This is a genomic window from Pantoea sp. M_9, from assembly GCF_008631385.1.
GTDB classification, from domain to species: Bacteria; Pseudomonadota; Gammaproteobacteria; order Enterobacterales; family Enterobacteriaceae; genus Pantoea; species Pantoea eucrina.
Genome location: NZ_VWUF01000013.1, coordinates 20,469 through 35,606, shown reverse-complemented (window position 1 = coordinate 35,606; position 15,138 = coordinate 20,469). Strand labels below are relative to the sequence as shown.

Below are 15,138 nucleotides of genomic sequence, written 5' to 3'. Positions count from 1 at the left end.
ATCGCGTATTCAGAAAGGACATCAGGCGTTATGCGGAATACAGAAGCGTTATTCATAGGTGATAATAAGCGAAGCAGGCACGCTTAATTTTCACCTGAAATCCCTTTCTGCGCAGACCATAATCGCAAAGCTGTGTGCTGAATTACGCAAATAAATCATCAAGATAAACACTCTGCCAGTGGTAACCCTGCATGCCATAAACAGGCTTATGCGCAAGCAGGTCCACATAGTGTTGATTTTCAACACCCTCAACAATGACGCCACGGCATAATTGATTAAGGTGATTAAGCAGAATGTCAAAGGTGCGGTCTTCGCTGAATTGCCAGAAAAACGCTTTATCAATCTTGACGATCTCAAATATTCCGCTGTCAAGCATGGTCAGGCTTGAATAACCCGGACCAAAATTGTCAAGCCAGAGAGGAGCGGGCGTAATTTTTGCTACGCCTTTCAGGGTCAGCAGATCCTCGCTATTAAAACGCGAGGTAAAAAATGCAGAGATTTCGAGCCGCAATAATGCAACAGACGCCAGTTTTTTCTGAATGGTTTCATCTGCAAATATGCCGGCAACAATGTCTCTGTCTACGTTTACGCTAATAACCTGATTAAATCCCTGCTGGCTAAGCTGAATAATTTTTTCGACCTGGTGAAGGAATAGCTGCCACTTTTCATCGGCAGGAAGTAGAGAGAAAAAATGTTCTTCTCTGTCGGGATTGCATTGTGTGGTTATCGATTTTTTCTCTTTAAAGCGTGTCAGCAGCTCCCACGAAGTTATCTCTCCGGTCAGACTGTGAACGGGTTCCAGCAGGAAAACCGGATTAAAACGCTCGGTCATGGCACCCTTCCTGAAGACGCTGCTGATAAAGCCCTAAAGATCAGACTTATTTATGTTATATAAAATAGAAACATCGACAAAATTTACTATAGCAACTGGAGATTAGCCTGCAATTTACATTTTGAAAAATAGTTTTCAGCTAAAAATGGTCCTGTAATGATAGCTAAAACCAATCATTTTCTGACAACCGTTCCGGTAATGCTCTATAACCGGCGCCCGGAGATAAGCCTGCGATCGTGCAAAGTGCGAGCATCAGCGCCTTATTTAGCCTTAAAATACTGATTTTAAGTCAAATTAATGTGAAAGCGCAGCTTGTTAATTTTTTATTTTAGTAATAACCGGCTATTTTTCAGGAAACCTGACATCAGTAAATGCGCCAGATGGATCATGACTAAAAACATCTCTTATTTATAAAAAACATAAATAAATTATGATTTAAGGATAAGCTAAACATAAGAAAATTTATCAATACATAAGAAAAGGTAGAGTCAGGGTGAGCGATAATGGCAGAGGATATTGATTTTTAAGCCAAACTGACCGGGTAGTCGCTACAGAAAAAAACGAAGAAGTAGCGCTCGCGCAAAATAGTGAATTACGTCACAAACCAGAAAAAAATTTTACAGCAATAAAAAAGGGCCCCGCAGGGCCCGATACGTTATTACTGATTATTCATCTTCAAGATAGGTATAGCCATAAAGGCCGCTTTCAAACTCGGCAAGGAACTGCGATCGCAGCTCTTCATCTATATCCTGCTGCTGCTTTACCTGATCGCGGAATAGCGTCATCAGATCGTCCGGATTCAGCTGCACATATTCCAGCATGTCCGCGACGGTATCCCCTTCATCTGATAACTGCACTTCCACGCTGCCATCCTGGAAAGCAAACACATCTACTGCTTCAGTGTCGCCAAACAGATTATGCATGTTGCCGAGGATCTCCTGATAGGCGCCCACCATAAAGAAGCCCAGCATCGGCGGATTATCCACGTCATATTCAGGCATCGGCATAGTGGTTGCGATTCCGTCACCGTCAACGTAATGGTCGATTGTCCCGTCGGAATCACAGGTAATATCCAGCAGCACAGCGCGACGCTGTGGCATCTTGTTCAGACCTTCCAGCGGCATAACCGGGAAGAGCTGATCGATACCCCAGGCATCCGGCATCGACTGAAACAGAGAGAAATTAACGTAGATTTTATCTGCCATACGCTCCTGCAGCTCATCGATAATCGGGCGGTGTGCACGATTGCTCGGATCCAGATGCTGCTGGATGTAGTGACAAATGCTCAGATAAAGCTGTTCGGCCCACGCGCGCTGTCCCAGATCGTAGGTGCCGGATGAGTAGCCGGTATGGATATCAAACAGGTCCATCTGGCTGTCATGCAGCCATTCACGCAGCGAGCGGCGCACGTTGGGCTCATGCATCTCCTGCCAGGTGTCCCACAGGCTCTGAATCGGGCGCGGTGCATCCGTATCAGGCGCGACCGGTGTGCTGAATTCATTACGCTCTACGCCGATGATGTTAGAGACCAGCACGGTGTGGTGTGCCGTTACGGCGCGGCCTGACTCGGTGATCACCGTAGGATGTTCAAGGCCATGCTCTTCACAGGCGTCGCCAATCGCCCAGATAACATTATTGGCATACTCATTCAGGCCATAGTTTACCGAGCAGTCAGACTGGGAGCGGGTTCCTTCATAGTCCACCCCCAGACCGCCACCGACGTCGAAGCATTTAATGTTGACGCCAAGTTTTGCCAGCTCAACATAGAAGCGGGCAGATTCGCGCACGCCAGTCGCGATATCGCGGATATTCGCCATCTGCGAACCGAGGTGGAAGTGCAGCAGCTGCAGGCTGTCAAGCCGGCCAGCTTTGCGCATGATATCCACCAGCTGCAGTACCTGTGACGCCGCCAGGCCAAACTTCGATTTTTCACCACCGCTCGACTGCCACTTACCCGAGCCCTGGGAGGCAAGGCGCGCACGGATGCCGAGACGCGGTACCACATTCAGACGCTCCGCCTCTTCCAGAACCAGACGGACCTCAGTCATCTTTTCCAGCACCAGATAAACTTTATGGCCGAGCTTTTCACCGATCAGCGCCAGCCGGATATATTCACGATCTTTGTAGCCATTACAGACGATAACGGTCCGCGTTTTGCCCGCGTGCGCCAGTACCGCCATCAGCTCTGCTTTTGAGCCCGCTTCAAGGCCCAGCGGTTCACCCGAGTTAACCAGCGATTCAATGACGCGCTTGTGCTGATTGACCTTGATTGGATAAACCAGGAAGTAGTCGCCTTTATAACCATAGGATTCGCGCGCGCGCTTGAACGCCGCATTGATGGAGCGCAGGCGATGCTGCAGGATCTGCGGGAAACAGAACAGCGCCGGCAGACGCTGACCGTCAGCCTCGCGCTCTTTGACCAGCTTTGCCAGGTCAACCCGCACCTCGGGCCGATCGGGATCCGGACACACGCTGATATGGCCCAGCTCGTTTACGTCGTAATAGTTGTTGCCCCACCAGGCGATGTTATAGGTGCGCAGCATACGGCTCGCTTCCTGATCGCTTATCGCCACCTCCTGCATTGAGCGGAGGACACCCTGTTCGCCAGCTGACGAACCCTTGATATTCTTCATGTCGTCAGACATCGCGAACCTCAGTTTTCTGTTGAAATAGTAGAGAGTTATCAGGTACTGCTGGTGCGTTTGCGGCTAAAAACTTATTCATGCTGCGTGTCCCGCCTCATCAGGTTACCCCGGGTGTTACTGCCAGTAAGTGTAAAACATCGCGCTGCAGTCAGTGGAAATCCGATCGGATTTGGCACGGCGGCGGGTGTCAATCACGCGCCTGTGCTGATGCCGGACTTTAGCCGCAGTTTAATGGCTATGCATGTCGTCATGATTGCACGGCGGCAAACATCGACAGAAAGAACAGGAAGTGTGAACAGCAGAAAGAGAGGCCAGCGCGCCTAACATGCGCTGTGAACCAGAGAGCAGATGGGAACGGTTCATTACTTTACTCACCTCCAGCGCCTGCGGGCAGCATGCGGAAACGGAGCGGAAAAAAATCAGAGATGGTATCTGATCGTGCAACGCCTGACGGCGTCCTGGCATCAATAGCGGCGTTTTATACCGCCAGCCGGGTAAAATTGCAAAATCTTTGTCCCCGCCCTGCGCGCGCTGTCAGCAAAAGCTTCCAGTAAGCCGCTTTTTGAAACAAACCGAATCAGAAAAAGCTCTGGTAAAATGCACATCGGGTAACCTAAAATAGCCGTCCAGATGGTTTTCCATCTAAACTGAATAAGTTCCAGGCGGTGTGAGCCTGGTGTGCTGACACTCCCTGCTGCTCGTGGCTTTGCCTGAAGGGGCGCTAAGCAGGTTTTTCACTGGCGCTATGCAGTCGAATTCAACCCATTTCTAAGGTAAAGAACAGAATGGCTAAACACCTTTTTACATCTGAGTCCGTATCAGAAGGACATCCTGATAAGATCGCTGACCAAATTTCCGATGCCGTGCTGGATGCCATCCTCGAACAGGATCCGAAAGCGCGCGTGGCCTGCGAAACTTACGTCAAAACCGGTATGGTACTGGTAGGCGGTGAAATCACCACCAGCGCCTGGGTCGATATTGAAGAGATCACCCGCAATACCGTACGTGAGATCGGCTATGTTCATTCTGATATGGGCTTTGATGCCAACTCCTGCGCCGTACTGAGCGCCATTGGCAAGCAGTCACCTGATATTAATCAGGGCGTAGATCGCACCGATCCGCTGGAGCAGGGTGCAGGCGATCAGGGTCTGATGTTTGGTTATGCAACCAACGAAACGGATGTGCTGATGCCCGCACCGGTTACCTATGCGCACCGTCTGGTGCAGCGTCAGGCAGAAGTGCGTAAAAATGGCACGCTGTCATGGCTGCGCCCGGACGCTAAAAGCCAGATCACCTTCCAGTATGATGGTGGCAAAATTGTCGGTATCGACGCTGTCGTGCTCTCAACCCAGCATTCAGAAGAGGTTTCTCAGGCCGATCTGCGTGAAGCGGTGATGGAAGAGATCATTAAGCCGGTGCTGCCTGCTGAGTGGATCAACGCCAGCACTAAATACCATATCAATCCGACCGGTCGCTTTGTGATTGGCGGCCCGATGGGTGACTGTGGCCTGACCGGCCGTAAAATTATCGTTGATACCTACGGCGGTATGGCTCGTCACGGTGGCGGTGCTTTCTCCGGTAAGGATCCGTCAAAAGTTGACCGCTCTGCAGCCTATGCAGCGCGCTACGTGGCAAAAAATATTGTTGCTGCCGGCCTGGCCGATCGCTGCGAGATTCAGGTTTCCTACGCTATCGGCGTGGCAGAGCCAACGTCGATCATGGTAGAAACCTTTGGCACTGAGAAAGTGCCGACCGAACAGCTGACGCTGCTGGTTCGTGAATTCTTTGACCTGCGCCCTTACGGTCTGATTCAGATGATGGATCTGCTGAAACCTATCTATAAAGAGACCGCCGCCTACGGTCACTTTGGCCGCGAACACTTCCCGTGGGAGCAGACGGATAAAGCCGCCCTGCTGCGCGAAGCCGCTGGCCTGTAAGCGCAAAGTATTCTGTTTAATAGCCCGCTCTGTGCGGGCTTTTTTATGCCTGAACATCCCCCGCCGCGCTGATTTCGTAAATCATCCGGGCCAGGGGCGCATTAATGCGCCCCCTGCGTGCCGGGCCATTACAGGGGCGGCATTTATGCCGCCCTGGTTGCGTGGATCATCCAGACCAGGGGCGCATTAATGCGCCCCCTACGTACCGTGCCATTGTAGGGGCGGCATTTATGCCGTCCTGGCTGCGTACATCTTCCGGGCCAGGGGCGCATTAATGCGCCCCCTACGTTTCGCGCCGTTAATCGNTGCGTGGATCATCCAGACCAGGGGCGCATTAATGCGCCCCCTACGTACCGTGCCATTGTAGGGGCGGCATTTATGCCGTCCTGGCTGCGTACATCTTCCGGGCCAGGGGCGCATTAATGCGCCCCCTACGTTTCGCGCCGTTAATCGTTCTGGTTGCGTGGATGATGGGTAACCGTAGGAGCGGCATTTATGCCGCCCTGGCTGCGTGGATCATCTGAACCAGGGGCGCATTAATGCGCCCCCTACGTTCCGCGTCGTTAATCGTTGTGGTTGCGTGGATGATAGGTATTCACAGGGGCGGCATTTATGCCGCCCTGGTTACGTACATCTTCCGGGCCAGGGGCGCATTAATGCGCCTCCTGTGTGCCGCGCCGTTAATCGCCTCGTCAACGTGGGTCATGTTTAACCATAGGGGCGGCATTTATGCCGTCCTGGCTGCGTACATCTTCCGGGCCAGGGGCGCATTAATGCGCCCCCTACGTTTCGCGCCGTTAATCGTTGTGGTTGCGTGGATGATAGGTATTCACAGGGGCGGCATTTATGCCGCCCTGGTTGCGTGNAATGCGCCTCCTGTGTGCCGCGCCGTTAATCGCCTCGTCAACGTGGGTCATGTTTAACCATAGGGGCGGCATTTATGCCGTCCTGGCTGCGTACATCTTCCGGGCCAGGGGCGCATTAATGCGCCCCCTACGTTTCGCGCCGTTAATCGTTGTGGTTGCGTGGATGATAGGTATTCACAGGGGCGGCATTTATGCCGCCCTGGTTGCGTGGATCATCCAGACCAGGGGCGCATTAATGCGCCCCCTACGTACCGTGCCATTACAGGGGCGGCATTTATGCCGCCCTGGCTGCGTACATCTTCCGGGCCAAGGGCGCATTAATGCGCCCCCTACATGCTTCCCGCCGGGTGAAATCCCGTGATATAGCTGGCTTCAGGCTTTCCCGGGCATAAAAATTTTCACTGGCTACACTCTTATGACCGCTGTGATAACAAAGTGTTAACGATTACATTCTAAAACTCTTTTTTAATCTGTAATTTAGAGATTTTTCAGCGTAGTCATCACTCTGAAAATGCGTTATTTTCAGCGTCGTCTGATAGGCAATATTTAAAGCGATGTCAGAAACTTGAAGGGTGCTATACCTTACTGGCGAAGAGACTGTTCCGGGCAAAAAATGCTGGATTACAGGGTTTCGGCGTGTGTAAGCGGTTACATTCGTGTGATCGCGCTCACTTTTTATCGTGTACAGGTCTCTTAGCATTAATAAAAAACAAGACAAATAACTTTCGGAGGCTTTATGCCTGGTAATACTCACAAAAGCAGGACCTCAAACAAGGCGATGACCCTGTTTGTCTGCTTTCTGGCGGCGTTAGCCGGCCTGCTGTTCGGGCTGGATATCGGTGTCATCGCAGGTGCCCTGCCCTTTATCGCTAAAGATTTCAACGTTACTGCCCACCAGCAGGAGTGGATTGTCAGCTCAATGATGTTTGGCGCGGCGGTTGGTGCAATCGGCAGCGGCTGGATGTCGTCACACCTGGGTCGTAAAAAGAGTCTGATGGCTGGCTCTGTGCTGTTTGTTATCGGTTCGCTGTGGTCCGCTATGGCGCCAAACCCGGAGATGCTGATTGCTGCCCGCGTAGTACTGGGCCTGGCAGTTGGCGTGGCTTCTTACACCGCTCCGCTCTATCTCTCTGAAATTGCACCAGAGAAAATCCGCGGCAGTATGATTTCGCTCTATCAGCTGATGATCACCATCGGTATTCTGGGCGCCTACCTCTCCGATACCGCGTTCAGCGCATCCGGAGAGTGGCGCTGGATGCTGGGCGTGATTACTATCCCTGCGGTTCTGCTGCTGGTTGGCGTCTTCTTCCTGCCAAACAGCCCGCGCTGGCTGGCTGCGAAAGGTAACTTCCGCGATGCGCAGCGCGTGCTGGATCGCCTGCGCGATACCAGCGAACAGGCAAAACGTGAGCTGGATGAGATCCGTGAGAGCCTGAAAGTAAAACAGTCTGGCTGGCAGCTGTTTCAGGGCAACAGCAACTTCCGTCGTGCGGTGTTCCTCGGCGTGCTGCTGCAGGTGATGCAGCAGTTCACCGGCATGAACGTCATTATGTATTACGCGCCGAAAATTTTTGAAATTGCCGGCTTCGCCAACACCACGCAGCAGATGTGGGGGACGGTGATTGTGGGTCTGGTCAACGTTCTGGCGACCTTTATCGCTATCGGCCTGGTTGATCGCTGGGGCCGTAAGCCGACACTGGTGCTGGGCTTTATGGTCATGGCGGCCGGTATGGGCGTTCTCGGCACCATGCTGCACCTGGGCATCCACTCTCAGGGCGCACAGTACTTCGCCGTGGCGATGCTGCTGATGTTTATCATCGGCTTTGCCATGTCAGCCGGCCCGCTGATCTGGGTGCTCTGCTCTGAAATTCAGCCGCTGAAAGGACGCGATTTCGGGATTACCGTCTCAACCACCACGAACTGGATCGCCAATATGATCGTGGGCGCCACCTTCCTGACCATGCTGAACACGCTGGGCAACGCGCCGACCTTCTGGGTCTATGCCGGCCTGAACCTGTTCTTTATTGTGCTGACGCTGGTGCTGATCCCGGAGACCAAAAACGTCTCGCTGGAGCACATTGAGCGTAACCTGATGGCAGGTAAAAAACTGCGCGACATCGGTCAGCAGTGATGTTTTTCTGAGTGACAAGGGCTGCCTGCGGGCGGCCCTTTTTTATGTGCGCGACTGCCCGCTGCCGCGTCAGCGCAGCGTATGGTATGCTGCCCGCCATGAAAACTACCCGCGTACCTGTCGCCTGTCAGCAGGCGGTCATGCGATCGCTGCGGCACTTTTTGCAGCTCGCCGCACAGCGCCTTGAATACACCTTTGACGAACCCGCACTGCTCTACCAGCAGCGCGGCACTGCCGCAGGGACCGCCTGGCTGGAGAAGTGGGAGATTCGGCTGAATCCGGTGCTGCTGCAGGAGAATCTGCAGGCGTTCACCGACGAAGTTGTGCCGCATGAGCTGGCGCATCTGCTGGTGTGGAAGCGCTTCGGGCGCGTTGCGCCGCATGGCAAAGAGTGGAAGTGGATGATGGAGACGGTGCTCGGCGTGCCGGCACGCCGTACGCATCAGTTTGCACTGAATTCGGTGCGCACTAACACCTTCACCTATCGCTGCAGCTGTCAGCAGCATCAGCTTACCGTGCGCCGGCATAATCGCGTGCTGCGCGGGGAGAGTGAATATCGCTGCGTTCGCTGTGGTTCACTGCTGCAGCCCGGCGAATTCAGCAGCATATAGCGCGCTAATCCCATTTCCCCGCTCCGGTCATTCTGCTACCCTGCCGCCCTTTTTTGGGTATCGGGTAAATTTCTGGAATATGTCTCGCAAAACGCTGTTACTTCTTCCTCTGCTGCTGGCACCGCTTAGCGCATACAGCCTCAGCTTCTCTTCGTTTCATCAGAATAATTTTCGCCAGGCAAAAGTGGTCGCATCGCAAATTAACGCGGATGCGCCCGATTTCTACTGCGGCTGCACGATCAACTGGCAGGGAAAAAAAGGCGTGCCCGATCTTAAAAGCTGCGGCTATAGCGTACGAAAAAACGCTAACCGCGCCGGGCGCATTGAGTGGGAACATGTGGTTCCGGCGTGGGAATTTGGCCATCAGCGCCAGTGCTGGCAGGAGGGAGGACGAAAAAACTGCGCCAAAGATCCGGTATATCGCCGTATAGAGAGCGATCTGCATAATCTTCAGCCCGCTATCGGCGAGGTTAACGGCGATCGCAATAATTTCCAGTACAGCCAGTGGAACGGCGGGGAGCAGCCTTACGGGCAGTGCGCGATGAAAGTCGACTTCAAACAGAAGCTGGCTGAACCGCCTGCCCGCGCGCGCGGTGCCATTGCACGCACCTACTTTTACATGCGCGATCGCTATCAGCTGCGCCTCTCCCGCCAGCAGACTCAACTGTTCAGCGCCTGGGACAAGCTCTATCCGGTCAGCGTCTGGGAGTGCGAGCGCGACAGTCGTATTGCTCAGGTACAGGGAAATCACAACCCGTATGTACAGCGCGCTTGCCAGCGCTAAAAGCGCTACCCTAAACTAGCTTATTATTTTTGCGCCGCATCACGGGATGCGGCAATAACGCTGGCAGGAACCGCATGCGTATACCCCGCATTTACCACCCCGAACCGCTCTCTGTTGACAGTGAAATCTTTCTTGAAGATGACGCGGCTAACCACGTTGGCCGTGTGCTGCGCATGGGCGCCGGGCAGATGCTTGAGCTGTTTGATGGCACTAATCTGACTTTTAACGCCGAAATCACCCAGGCGGATAAAAAGCGTGTAAAAGTAAGGGTTCTTAGCGGTCAGCCTGATGACCGGGAATCGCCCTTGCATTTACATCTGGGCCAGGTGATGTCGCGTGGTGAAAAAATGGAATTCACCATCCAGAAATCGATAGAGCTGGGCGTAAACGTAATTACGCCCTTGTTTTCTGAGCGCTGCGGCGTGAAGCTGGATGCAGAACGACTGGCAAAAAAGATCCAGCAGTGGCAGAAGATTGCTATCGCTGCCTGCGAGCAGTGTGGCCGCAACCGCGTACCGCTGATTCGTGACGCGATGACGCTGGAAGCCTGGTGTGCCGAAGCTGATGAAGGCATCAGGCTGAATCTTCATCCACGCGCCAGCCACAGCATCAACACCTTGCCACAACCGGTTGAGCGGGTGCGGCTGCTGATTGGCCCTGAAGGGGGATTATCTGCTGAGGAGATCGCCATGACGGCGCAGCAGGGCTTTACGGATATATTACTGGGGCCACGCGTGCTGCGCACGGAAACCACTGCCCTCACCGCTATAACGGCACTTCAGGTGAGGTTTGGTGATCTCGGTTAAGGGATAATTCGGGCCGTAAAAGAGACGCAGACTACTACACAGCACGACGCTTTCGCATGGAAGGACGTCGCTGATATCCCCTCTGAGGAGAGAATAATGATTAAGCTTGGCATTGTGATGGACCCGATTTCGTCTATCAATATTAAAAAAGACACCAGCTTCGCCATGTTGCTGGAAGCACAGCGTCGTGGCTACGAAATTCATTACATGGAGATGGGCGACCTCTCTCTGCGCGGCGGCGTCACCTACGCCCGTACGCGTCTGCTGAGCGTGGAGCAAAACGCTTCACAGTGGTATGAGTTTGGCAGCGAGCAGACTATCCCGCTGGCCGATCTCAACGTTGTGTTGATGCGTAAAGATCCGCCTTTTGACACCGAATTTATCTACGCGACCTATCTGCTGGAGCGGGCTGAAGAGCAGGGTACGCTGATTGTAAACAAGCCGCAGAGCCTGCGCGATTGTAACGAAAAGCTCTATACTGCATGGTTTGCGGATCTGACGCCGGATACGCTGGTCACCCGTAATAAAGAGCAGCTGCGCGCTTTCTGGCAGGAGCATGGTGATGTCATTCTGAAACCGCTCGACGGCATGGGTGGCGCATCCATTTTCCGCGTTAAGCAGGATGACGCAAACTTTGGCGTGATCACAGAAACCCTGACCAATCACGGCCAGTTCTTCTGCATGGCGCAAAATTATCTGCCGGCGATTAAAGAGGGCGATAAACGCGTTCTGGTCGTCGATGGCGAGCCGGTGCCTTACTGCCTGGCGCGTATTCCGCAGGGCGGCGAAACCCGCGGCAATCTTGCAGCGGGTGGTCGCGGCGAAGCACGTCCGCTTTCTGACAGCGACTGGGAAATCGCACGGCGCGTCGGTCCCACGCTGAAAGCGAAGGGGCTGATTTTTGTTGGCCTGGATATCATCGGTGATAAACTTACTGAAGTGAATGTCACCAGCCCAACCTGCGTACGGGAAATTGAAGCGGCGTTCCCGATTTCAGTTACCGGTATGCTGATGGACGCAATCGAAAAACGTCTGGGCTGAGGACGCAGCCGGAGTGCAAACTCCCTAACCCCTTTGATACCGGCGCTGCCGCACTGGCGCCGGTTCTCTTCGGTAAATGAGTGACAATGAATTTACAGCATCATTTTTTGATAGCGATGCCCTCTCTGCAGGATCCTCTGTTCAAGCGCTCGGTTGTCTATATCTGCGAGCATAATGAAGAGGGTGCGATGGGTTTGATTATTAATAAACCGATGGAGAACCTGACGGTAGAGGGTATTCTGAAGAAGCTCAAGATCACGCCGTCAGAGCGCGATCCGGCGATTAAGCTTGATAAACCGGTGTTTGCCGGCGGCCCGCTGGCGGAAGATCGCGGTTTTATTCTGCACTCTGCGCAGCATACCTATGCCTCCAGTATTCGCATCTCAGACAATACCGTGATTACTACCTCGCGCGATGTGCTGGAAGCGATCGGCACTGCTCAGCAGCCAGAGAATGTGCTGGTCGCACTCGGCTACTGCGCCTGGGAAAAAGATCAGCTGGAGAACGAGCTGCTGGAGAACGCCTGGCTTACGACCCCGGCCGACACGCATATTTTGTTCCAGACGCCGATTGCCGAACGCTGGCGCGAAGCCGCCCGCAGCATGGGTGTCGATATTCATAACATGACCAGTGATGCGGGACACGCCTGATGCAGAATGCAACGCTGCTCGGCTTTGATTTTGGCACCAAAAGCATCGGTGTTGCCGTGGGTCAGCAGCTCACCGGCACCGCGCGTCCGCTGACAGCGCTGAAAGCTCAGGAAGGCACGCCAGACTGGAACCTGATTGAGAAACTGCTGAAGGAGTGGCAGCCTGACTACGTGGTGGTCGGCCTGCCGCTGAATATGGACGGCACCGAACAGCCGCTGACAGCCCGCGCACGCAAGTTTGCGAGTCGTCTGCACGGCCGCTTTGGCGTACGCGTTGAGCTGCAGGATGAGCGCCTGAGTACCGTTGAGGCGCGCGCCGATCTCTTTGAGCGCGGCGGCTTTCGTGCGCTGCAGAAAGGACAGGTAGACTCACAGTCGGCCGTGATTATTCTGCAGGACTGGTTCGAAACCCACTGACGCTGCAAGCGGCATAAACGCGACAAAGCTCGCTCCGGTCAACAGGTGTAGCCGATGCCGGGAGCGGGCCGGGCGCACAGCTGCAGCATTGTTTCTGCCTCAGGTCCGCTATCCGCTTGCCTGGTCAATAATGCCCTCCGCGCGGCGTGCCTGTTCACTCTGCGCAAAGGTCTGCATGCCATGCTGCGCGCCGGTCTGCAGCACGCCCGGCAGCTGATGTCCTTTACCTTCACGGATCAGGCTGGCTACCGCAGGCGTGGCGATCAGCACCTCATACAGCGCAACGCGTCCGCCCGCTTTCGCTGCCACCAGCCGCTGTGCCACTACCGCTTTCAGACTGCCCGCCAGCTGCGTGCGCACCAGGTTTTTCTCTTCAGCCGGAAAGACATCAACCAGACGATCAACCGCCTGTGCCGCGCTGCGGGTATGCAGCGTAGCGAGCACCAGATGCCCGGTCTCAGCGGCGGTCAGGGCTAAACGGATTGTCTCGCTGTCGCGCAGTTCGCCCAGCAGAATAACGTCGGGATCTTCACGCAGCGCCGCTCTCAGCCCGTGCTGAAAAGAGAGGCAGTGCGTCCCCACTTCACGCTGCTGAATCAGCGAACGCTGACTCCGGTGCACAAACTCGATCGGATCTTCCAGGGTAATGATATGCCGCGCCTGCTGCTGGTTCAGCGCCTGTACCAGTGCAGCCAGCGTCGTCGACTTGCCGCTGCCGGTTGCGCCGCTAATCAGAACCAGCCCCTCCTGCAGCTGCAGAAGCTGCTGCACGGCCGGCGGCAGGCGCAGCTGCGCCAGCGGCGGGATCGTCTGCGCAATCAGCCGCAGCGCCAGTGATAATCCGTGCCGCTGGGTGAAAAGATTGGCACGCAGCCGTACGCCGCTGCTGAGCGTCAGGGCAAAGTCAGCCTGTCCGGTGACGTCAAGCTCCGACTGCTGCGCAGTACTGAGAAACCGCGAAGCAAACGTCTCCAGCCACGCAGATGGCAGCGGCGGCTGCTGCGGCACCGGCTCCAGCACGCCCTGCCGCCGCCAGTGCGGTAAATGTCCGCTGCACAGGTGCAGATCGGCGGCGTTATGCTTTACACTAAGGGCCACAATTTCATCTAAATCCATTTATTTCTCCTGACTATGACTTCCATTGAGCACAACTTACATCAGGTACGCGACCGTATCGCTGCCGCTGCCGTGCGTTGCGGCCGGGCGCCAGAAGAGATTACGTTGCTTGCAGTAAGCAAAACCAAACCTGCGAGCGCTGTCGCAGAAGCGGTTGCCGCCGGGCAGCGCGCGTTTGGTGAAAACTACGTGCAGGAAGGGGTGGAAAAGATCGCGGCGCTGACGACGGAAGGCGATCTGCAGTGGCACTTTATCGGTCCGCTGCAATCCAATAAAAGCCGTCTGGTAGCAGAACATTTTGCCTGGTGTCACACCGTTGATCGCCTGCGTATTGCGCAGCGGCTTAACGACCAGCGTCCGGCGCACTTACCGCCGCTGAACGTGTTAATTCAGGTAAATATCAGTGACGAAAACAGTAAATCTGGCATCATGCTGGAGGCTGTTCCGGCGCTGGCCGCCGCTATCGCCGCTCTACCCCGCCTGAGCCTGCGCGGCCTGATGGCGATTCCGGCTCCCGAGCAGGATTATGCACGCCAGCTGGCCGTCTGCCAGCAGATGGCCAGTGCGTTTCATGCGCTGCAGCGCGACTACCCGGCCATTGATACGCTTTCACTGGGCATGAGCGACGATATGGAAGCGGCAATCGCGGCCGGCAGCACTATGGTAAGAATTGGCACCGCCCTGTTTGGCGCGCGGGATTATGCGCGACCTTCACAACAATAACTGAGGAACTCCATGTTAACACTGACGTTTTTAGTCAAAACGCTAATCGATCTCTACGTCATGGTACTGCTGCTGCGTATCTGGATGCAGTGGTCACGCTGCGACTTCTACAATCCGCTGGCGCAGTTTGTGGTGAAGATTACGCAGCCGGTGATCAAACCGCTGCGTCGCGTGCTGCCCGCTATCGGCCCCATCGATACCGCCTCGCTGCTGCTGGCGTTTGTGCTGACTACGCTGAAGTACCCGATTCTGCTGCTGATTCAGGTTGGCGCCTTCTCGGTTGATCCCACCAATCTGCTGGTAGGACTGCTGTCGCTGCTGAAGTCAGCCGGTAATCTGGTGTTCTGGGTCATTATCATCCGCTCGCTGATGAGCTGGATCAGTCAGGGACGCGGGCCGCTGGATCACGTGCTGATACAGCTTACTGAACCGCTGATGGCACCTATTCGCCGTATGCTGCCCGCTATGGGCGGTATCGACTTCTCCGCCATGATTGTCATTCTGGTGCTCTATGCGCTGAATTTCCTTGGCATGGACCTGTTCCCGGGTCTCTGGTATCTGCTGTAATTTGTTAATCTGG

The 15,138-nt window shown here is 54.7% G+C and carries 13 protein-coding genes; 10 read left to right on the top strand and 3 right to left on the bottom strand.

Annotation, left to right across the window (positions count from 1 at the left end):
- Nucleotides 1-142: 142 nt before the first annotated feature.
- Together F3I15_RS15455 and speA are read right to left on the bottom strand one after the other, a co-directional pair.
- A complete protein-coding gene (locus F3I15_RS15455; protein WP_150018518.1) occupies nt 143-832 on the bottom strand; it encodes an EAL domain-containing protein in 690 nt (229 codons plus the stop codon).
- Nucleotides 833-1,497: 665 nt separating this feature from the next.
- Entirely contained in the window at nt 1,498-3,477 is a 1,980-nt protein-coding gene (gene speA / locus F3I15_RS15450; protein ID WP_039380074.1) for a biosynthetic arginine decarboxylase, read from the bottom strand.
- Between the two features lie 785 nt (nt 3,478-4,262).
- On the opposite strand from speA, the gene metK reads away from it, so the two are divergent.
- The 8 genes from metK (at nt 4,263) to ruvX (ending at nt 12,719) form a co-directional block, all read left to right on the top strand.
- On the top strand, nt 4,263-5,414 hold the full coding sequence (gene metK / locus F3I15_RS15445) for a methionine adenosyltransferase (protein WP_071668584.1): 1,152 nt from the start codon (nt 4,263-4,265) through the stop codon (nt 5,412-5,414).
- Nucleotides 5,415-7,016: 1,602 nt separating this feature from the next.
- Nucleotides 7,017-8,411: a sugar porter family MFS transporter gene (locus F3I15_RS15440; RefSeq protein ID WP_071668585.1), complete on the top strand. Its 1,395-nt coding sequence runs from the start codon at nt 7,017-7,019 to the stop codon at nt 8,409-8,411.
- 98 nt (nt 8,412-8,509) lie between these two features.
- Entirely contained in the window at nt 8,510-9,022 is a 513-nt protein-coding gene (locus F3I15_RS15435) for a SprT family zinc-dependent metalloprotease (protein WP_150018549.1), read from the top strand.
- Nucleotides 9,023-9,101: 79 nt separating this feature from the next.
- Nucleotides 9,102-9,806: a deoxyribonuclease I gene (gene endA / locus F3I15_RS15430; protein WP_108570346.1), complete on the top strand. Its 705-nt coding sequence runs from the start codon at nt 9,102-9,104 to the stop codon at nt 9,804-9,806.
- A gap of 74 nt (nt 9,807-9,880) precedes the next feature.
- Complete coding sequence (rsmE, locus tag F3I15_RS15425; RefSeq protein ID WP_039380081.1) at nt 9,881-10,612, top strand: 16S rRNA (uracil(1498)-N(3))-methyltransferase; 732 nt, start codon at nt 9,881-9,883, stop codon at nt 10,610-10,612.
- Nucleotides 10,613-10,708: 96 nt separating this feature from the next.
- Nucleotides 10,709-11,653 (top strand): glutathione synthase, encoded by a 945-nt coding sequence (gshB, locus tag F3I15_RS15420; protein WP_039380084.1) that lies wholly within the window; start codon nt 10,709-10,711, stop codon nt 11,651-11,653.
- Between the two features lie 86 nt (nt 11,654-11,739).
- Nucleotides 11,740-12,303: a YqgE/AlgH family protein gene (locus F3I15_RS15415; RefSeq protein WP_150018517.1), complete on the top strand. Its 564-nt coding sequence runs from the start codon at nt 11,740-11,742 to the stop codon at nt 12,301-12,303.
- Entirely contained in the window at nt 12,303-12,719 is a 417-nt protein-coding gene (gene ruvX / locus F3I15_RS15410; RefSeq protein WP_150018516.1) for a Holliday junction resolvase RuvX, read from the top strand. Before F3I15_RS15415 ends, ruvX begins: the two co-directional genes overlap by 1 nt.
- Before the next feature lie 108 nt (nt 12,720-12,827).
- On the opposite strand, the gene F3I15_RS15405 is transcribed toward ruvX, so the two are convergent.
- On the bottom strand, nt 12,828-13,835 hold the full coding sequence (locus F3I15_RS15405; protein WP_150018515.1) for a type IV pilus twitching motility protein PilT: 1,008 nt from the start codon (nt 13,833-13,835) through the stop codon (nt 12,828-12,830).
- Nucleotides 13,836-13,850: 15 nt separating this feature from the next.
- Here F3I15_RS15405 and F3I15_RS15400 point away from each other — a divergent pair, with 15 nt between their 5' ends.
- A complete protein-coding gene (locus F3I15_RS15400) occupies nt 13,851-14,558 on the top strand; it encodes a YggS family pyridoxal phosphate-dependent enzyme (protein WP_150018514.1) in 708 nt (235 codons plus the stop codon).
- A gap of 12 nt (nt 14,559-14,570) precedes the next feature.
- Entirely contained in the window at nt 14,571-15,125 is a 555-nt protein-coding gene (locus F3I15_RS15395) for a YggT family protein (RefSeq protein WP_039380096.1), read from the top strand.
- Nucleotides 15,126-15,138 lie beyond the last annotated feature (13 nt).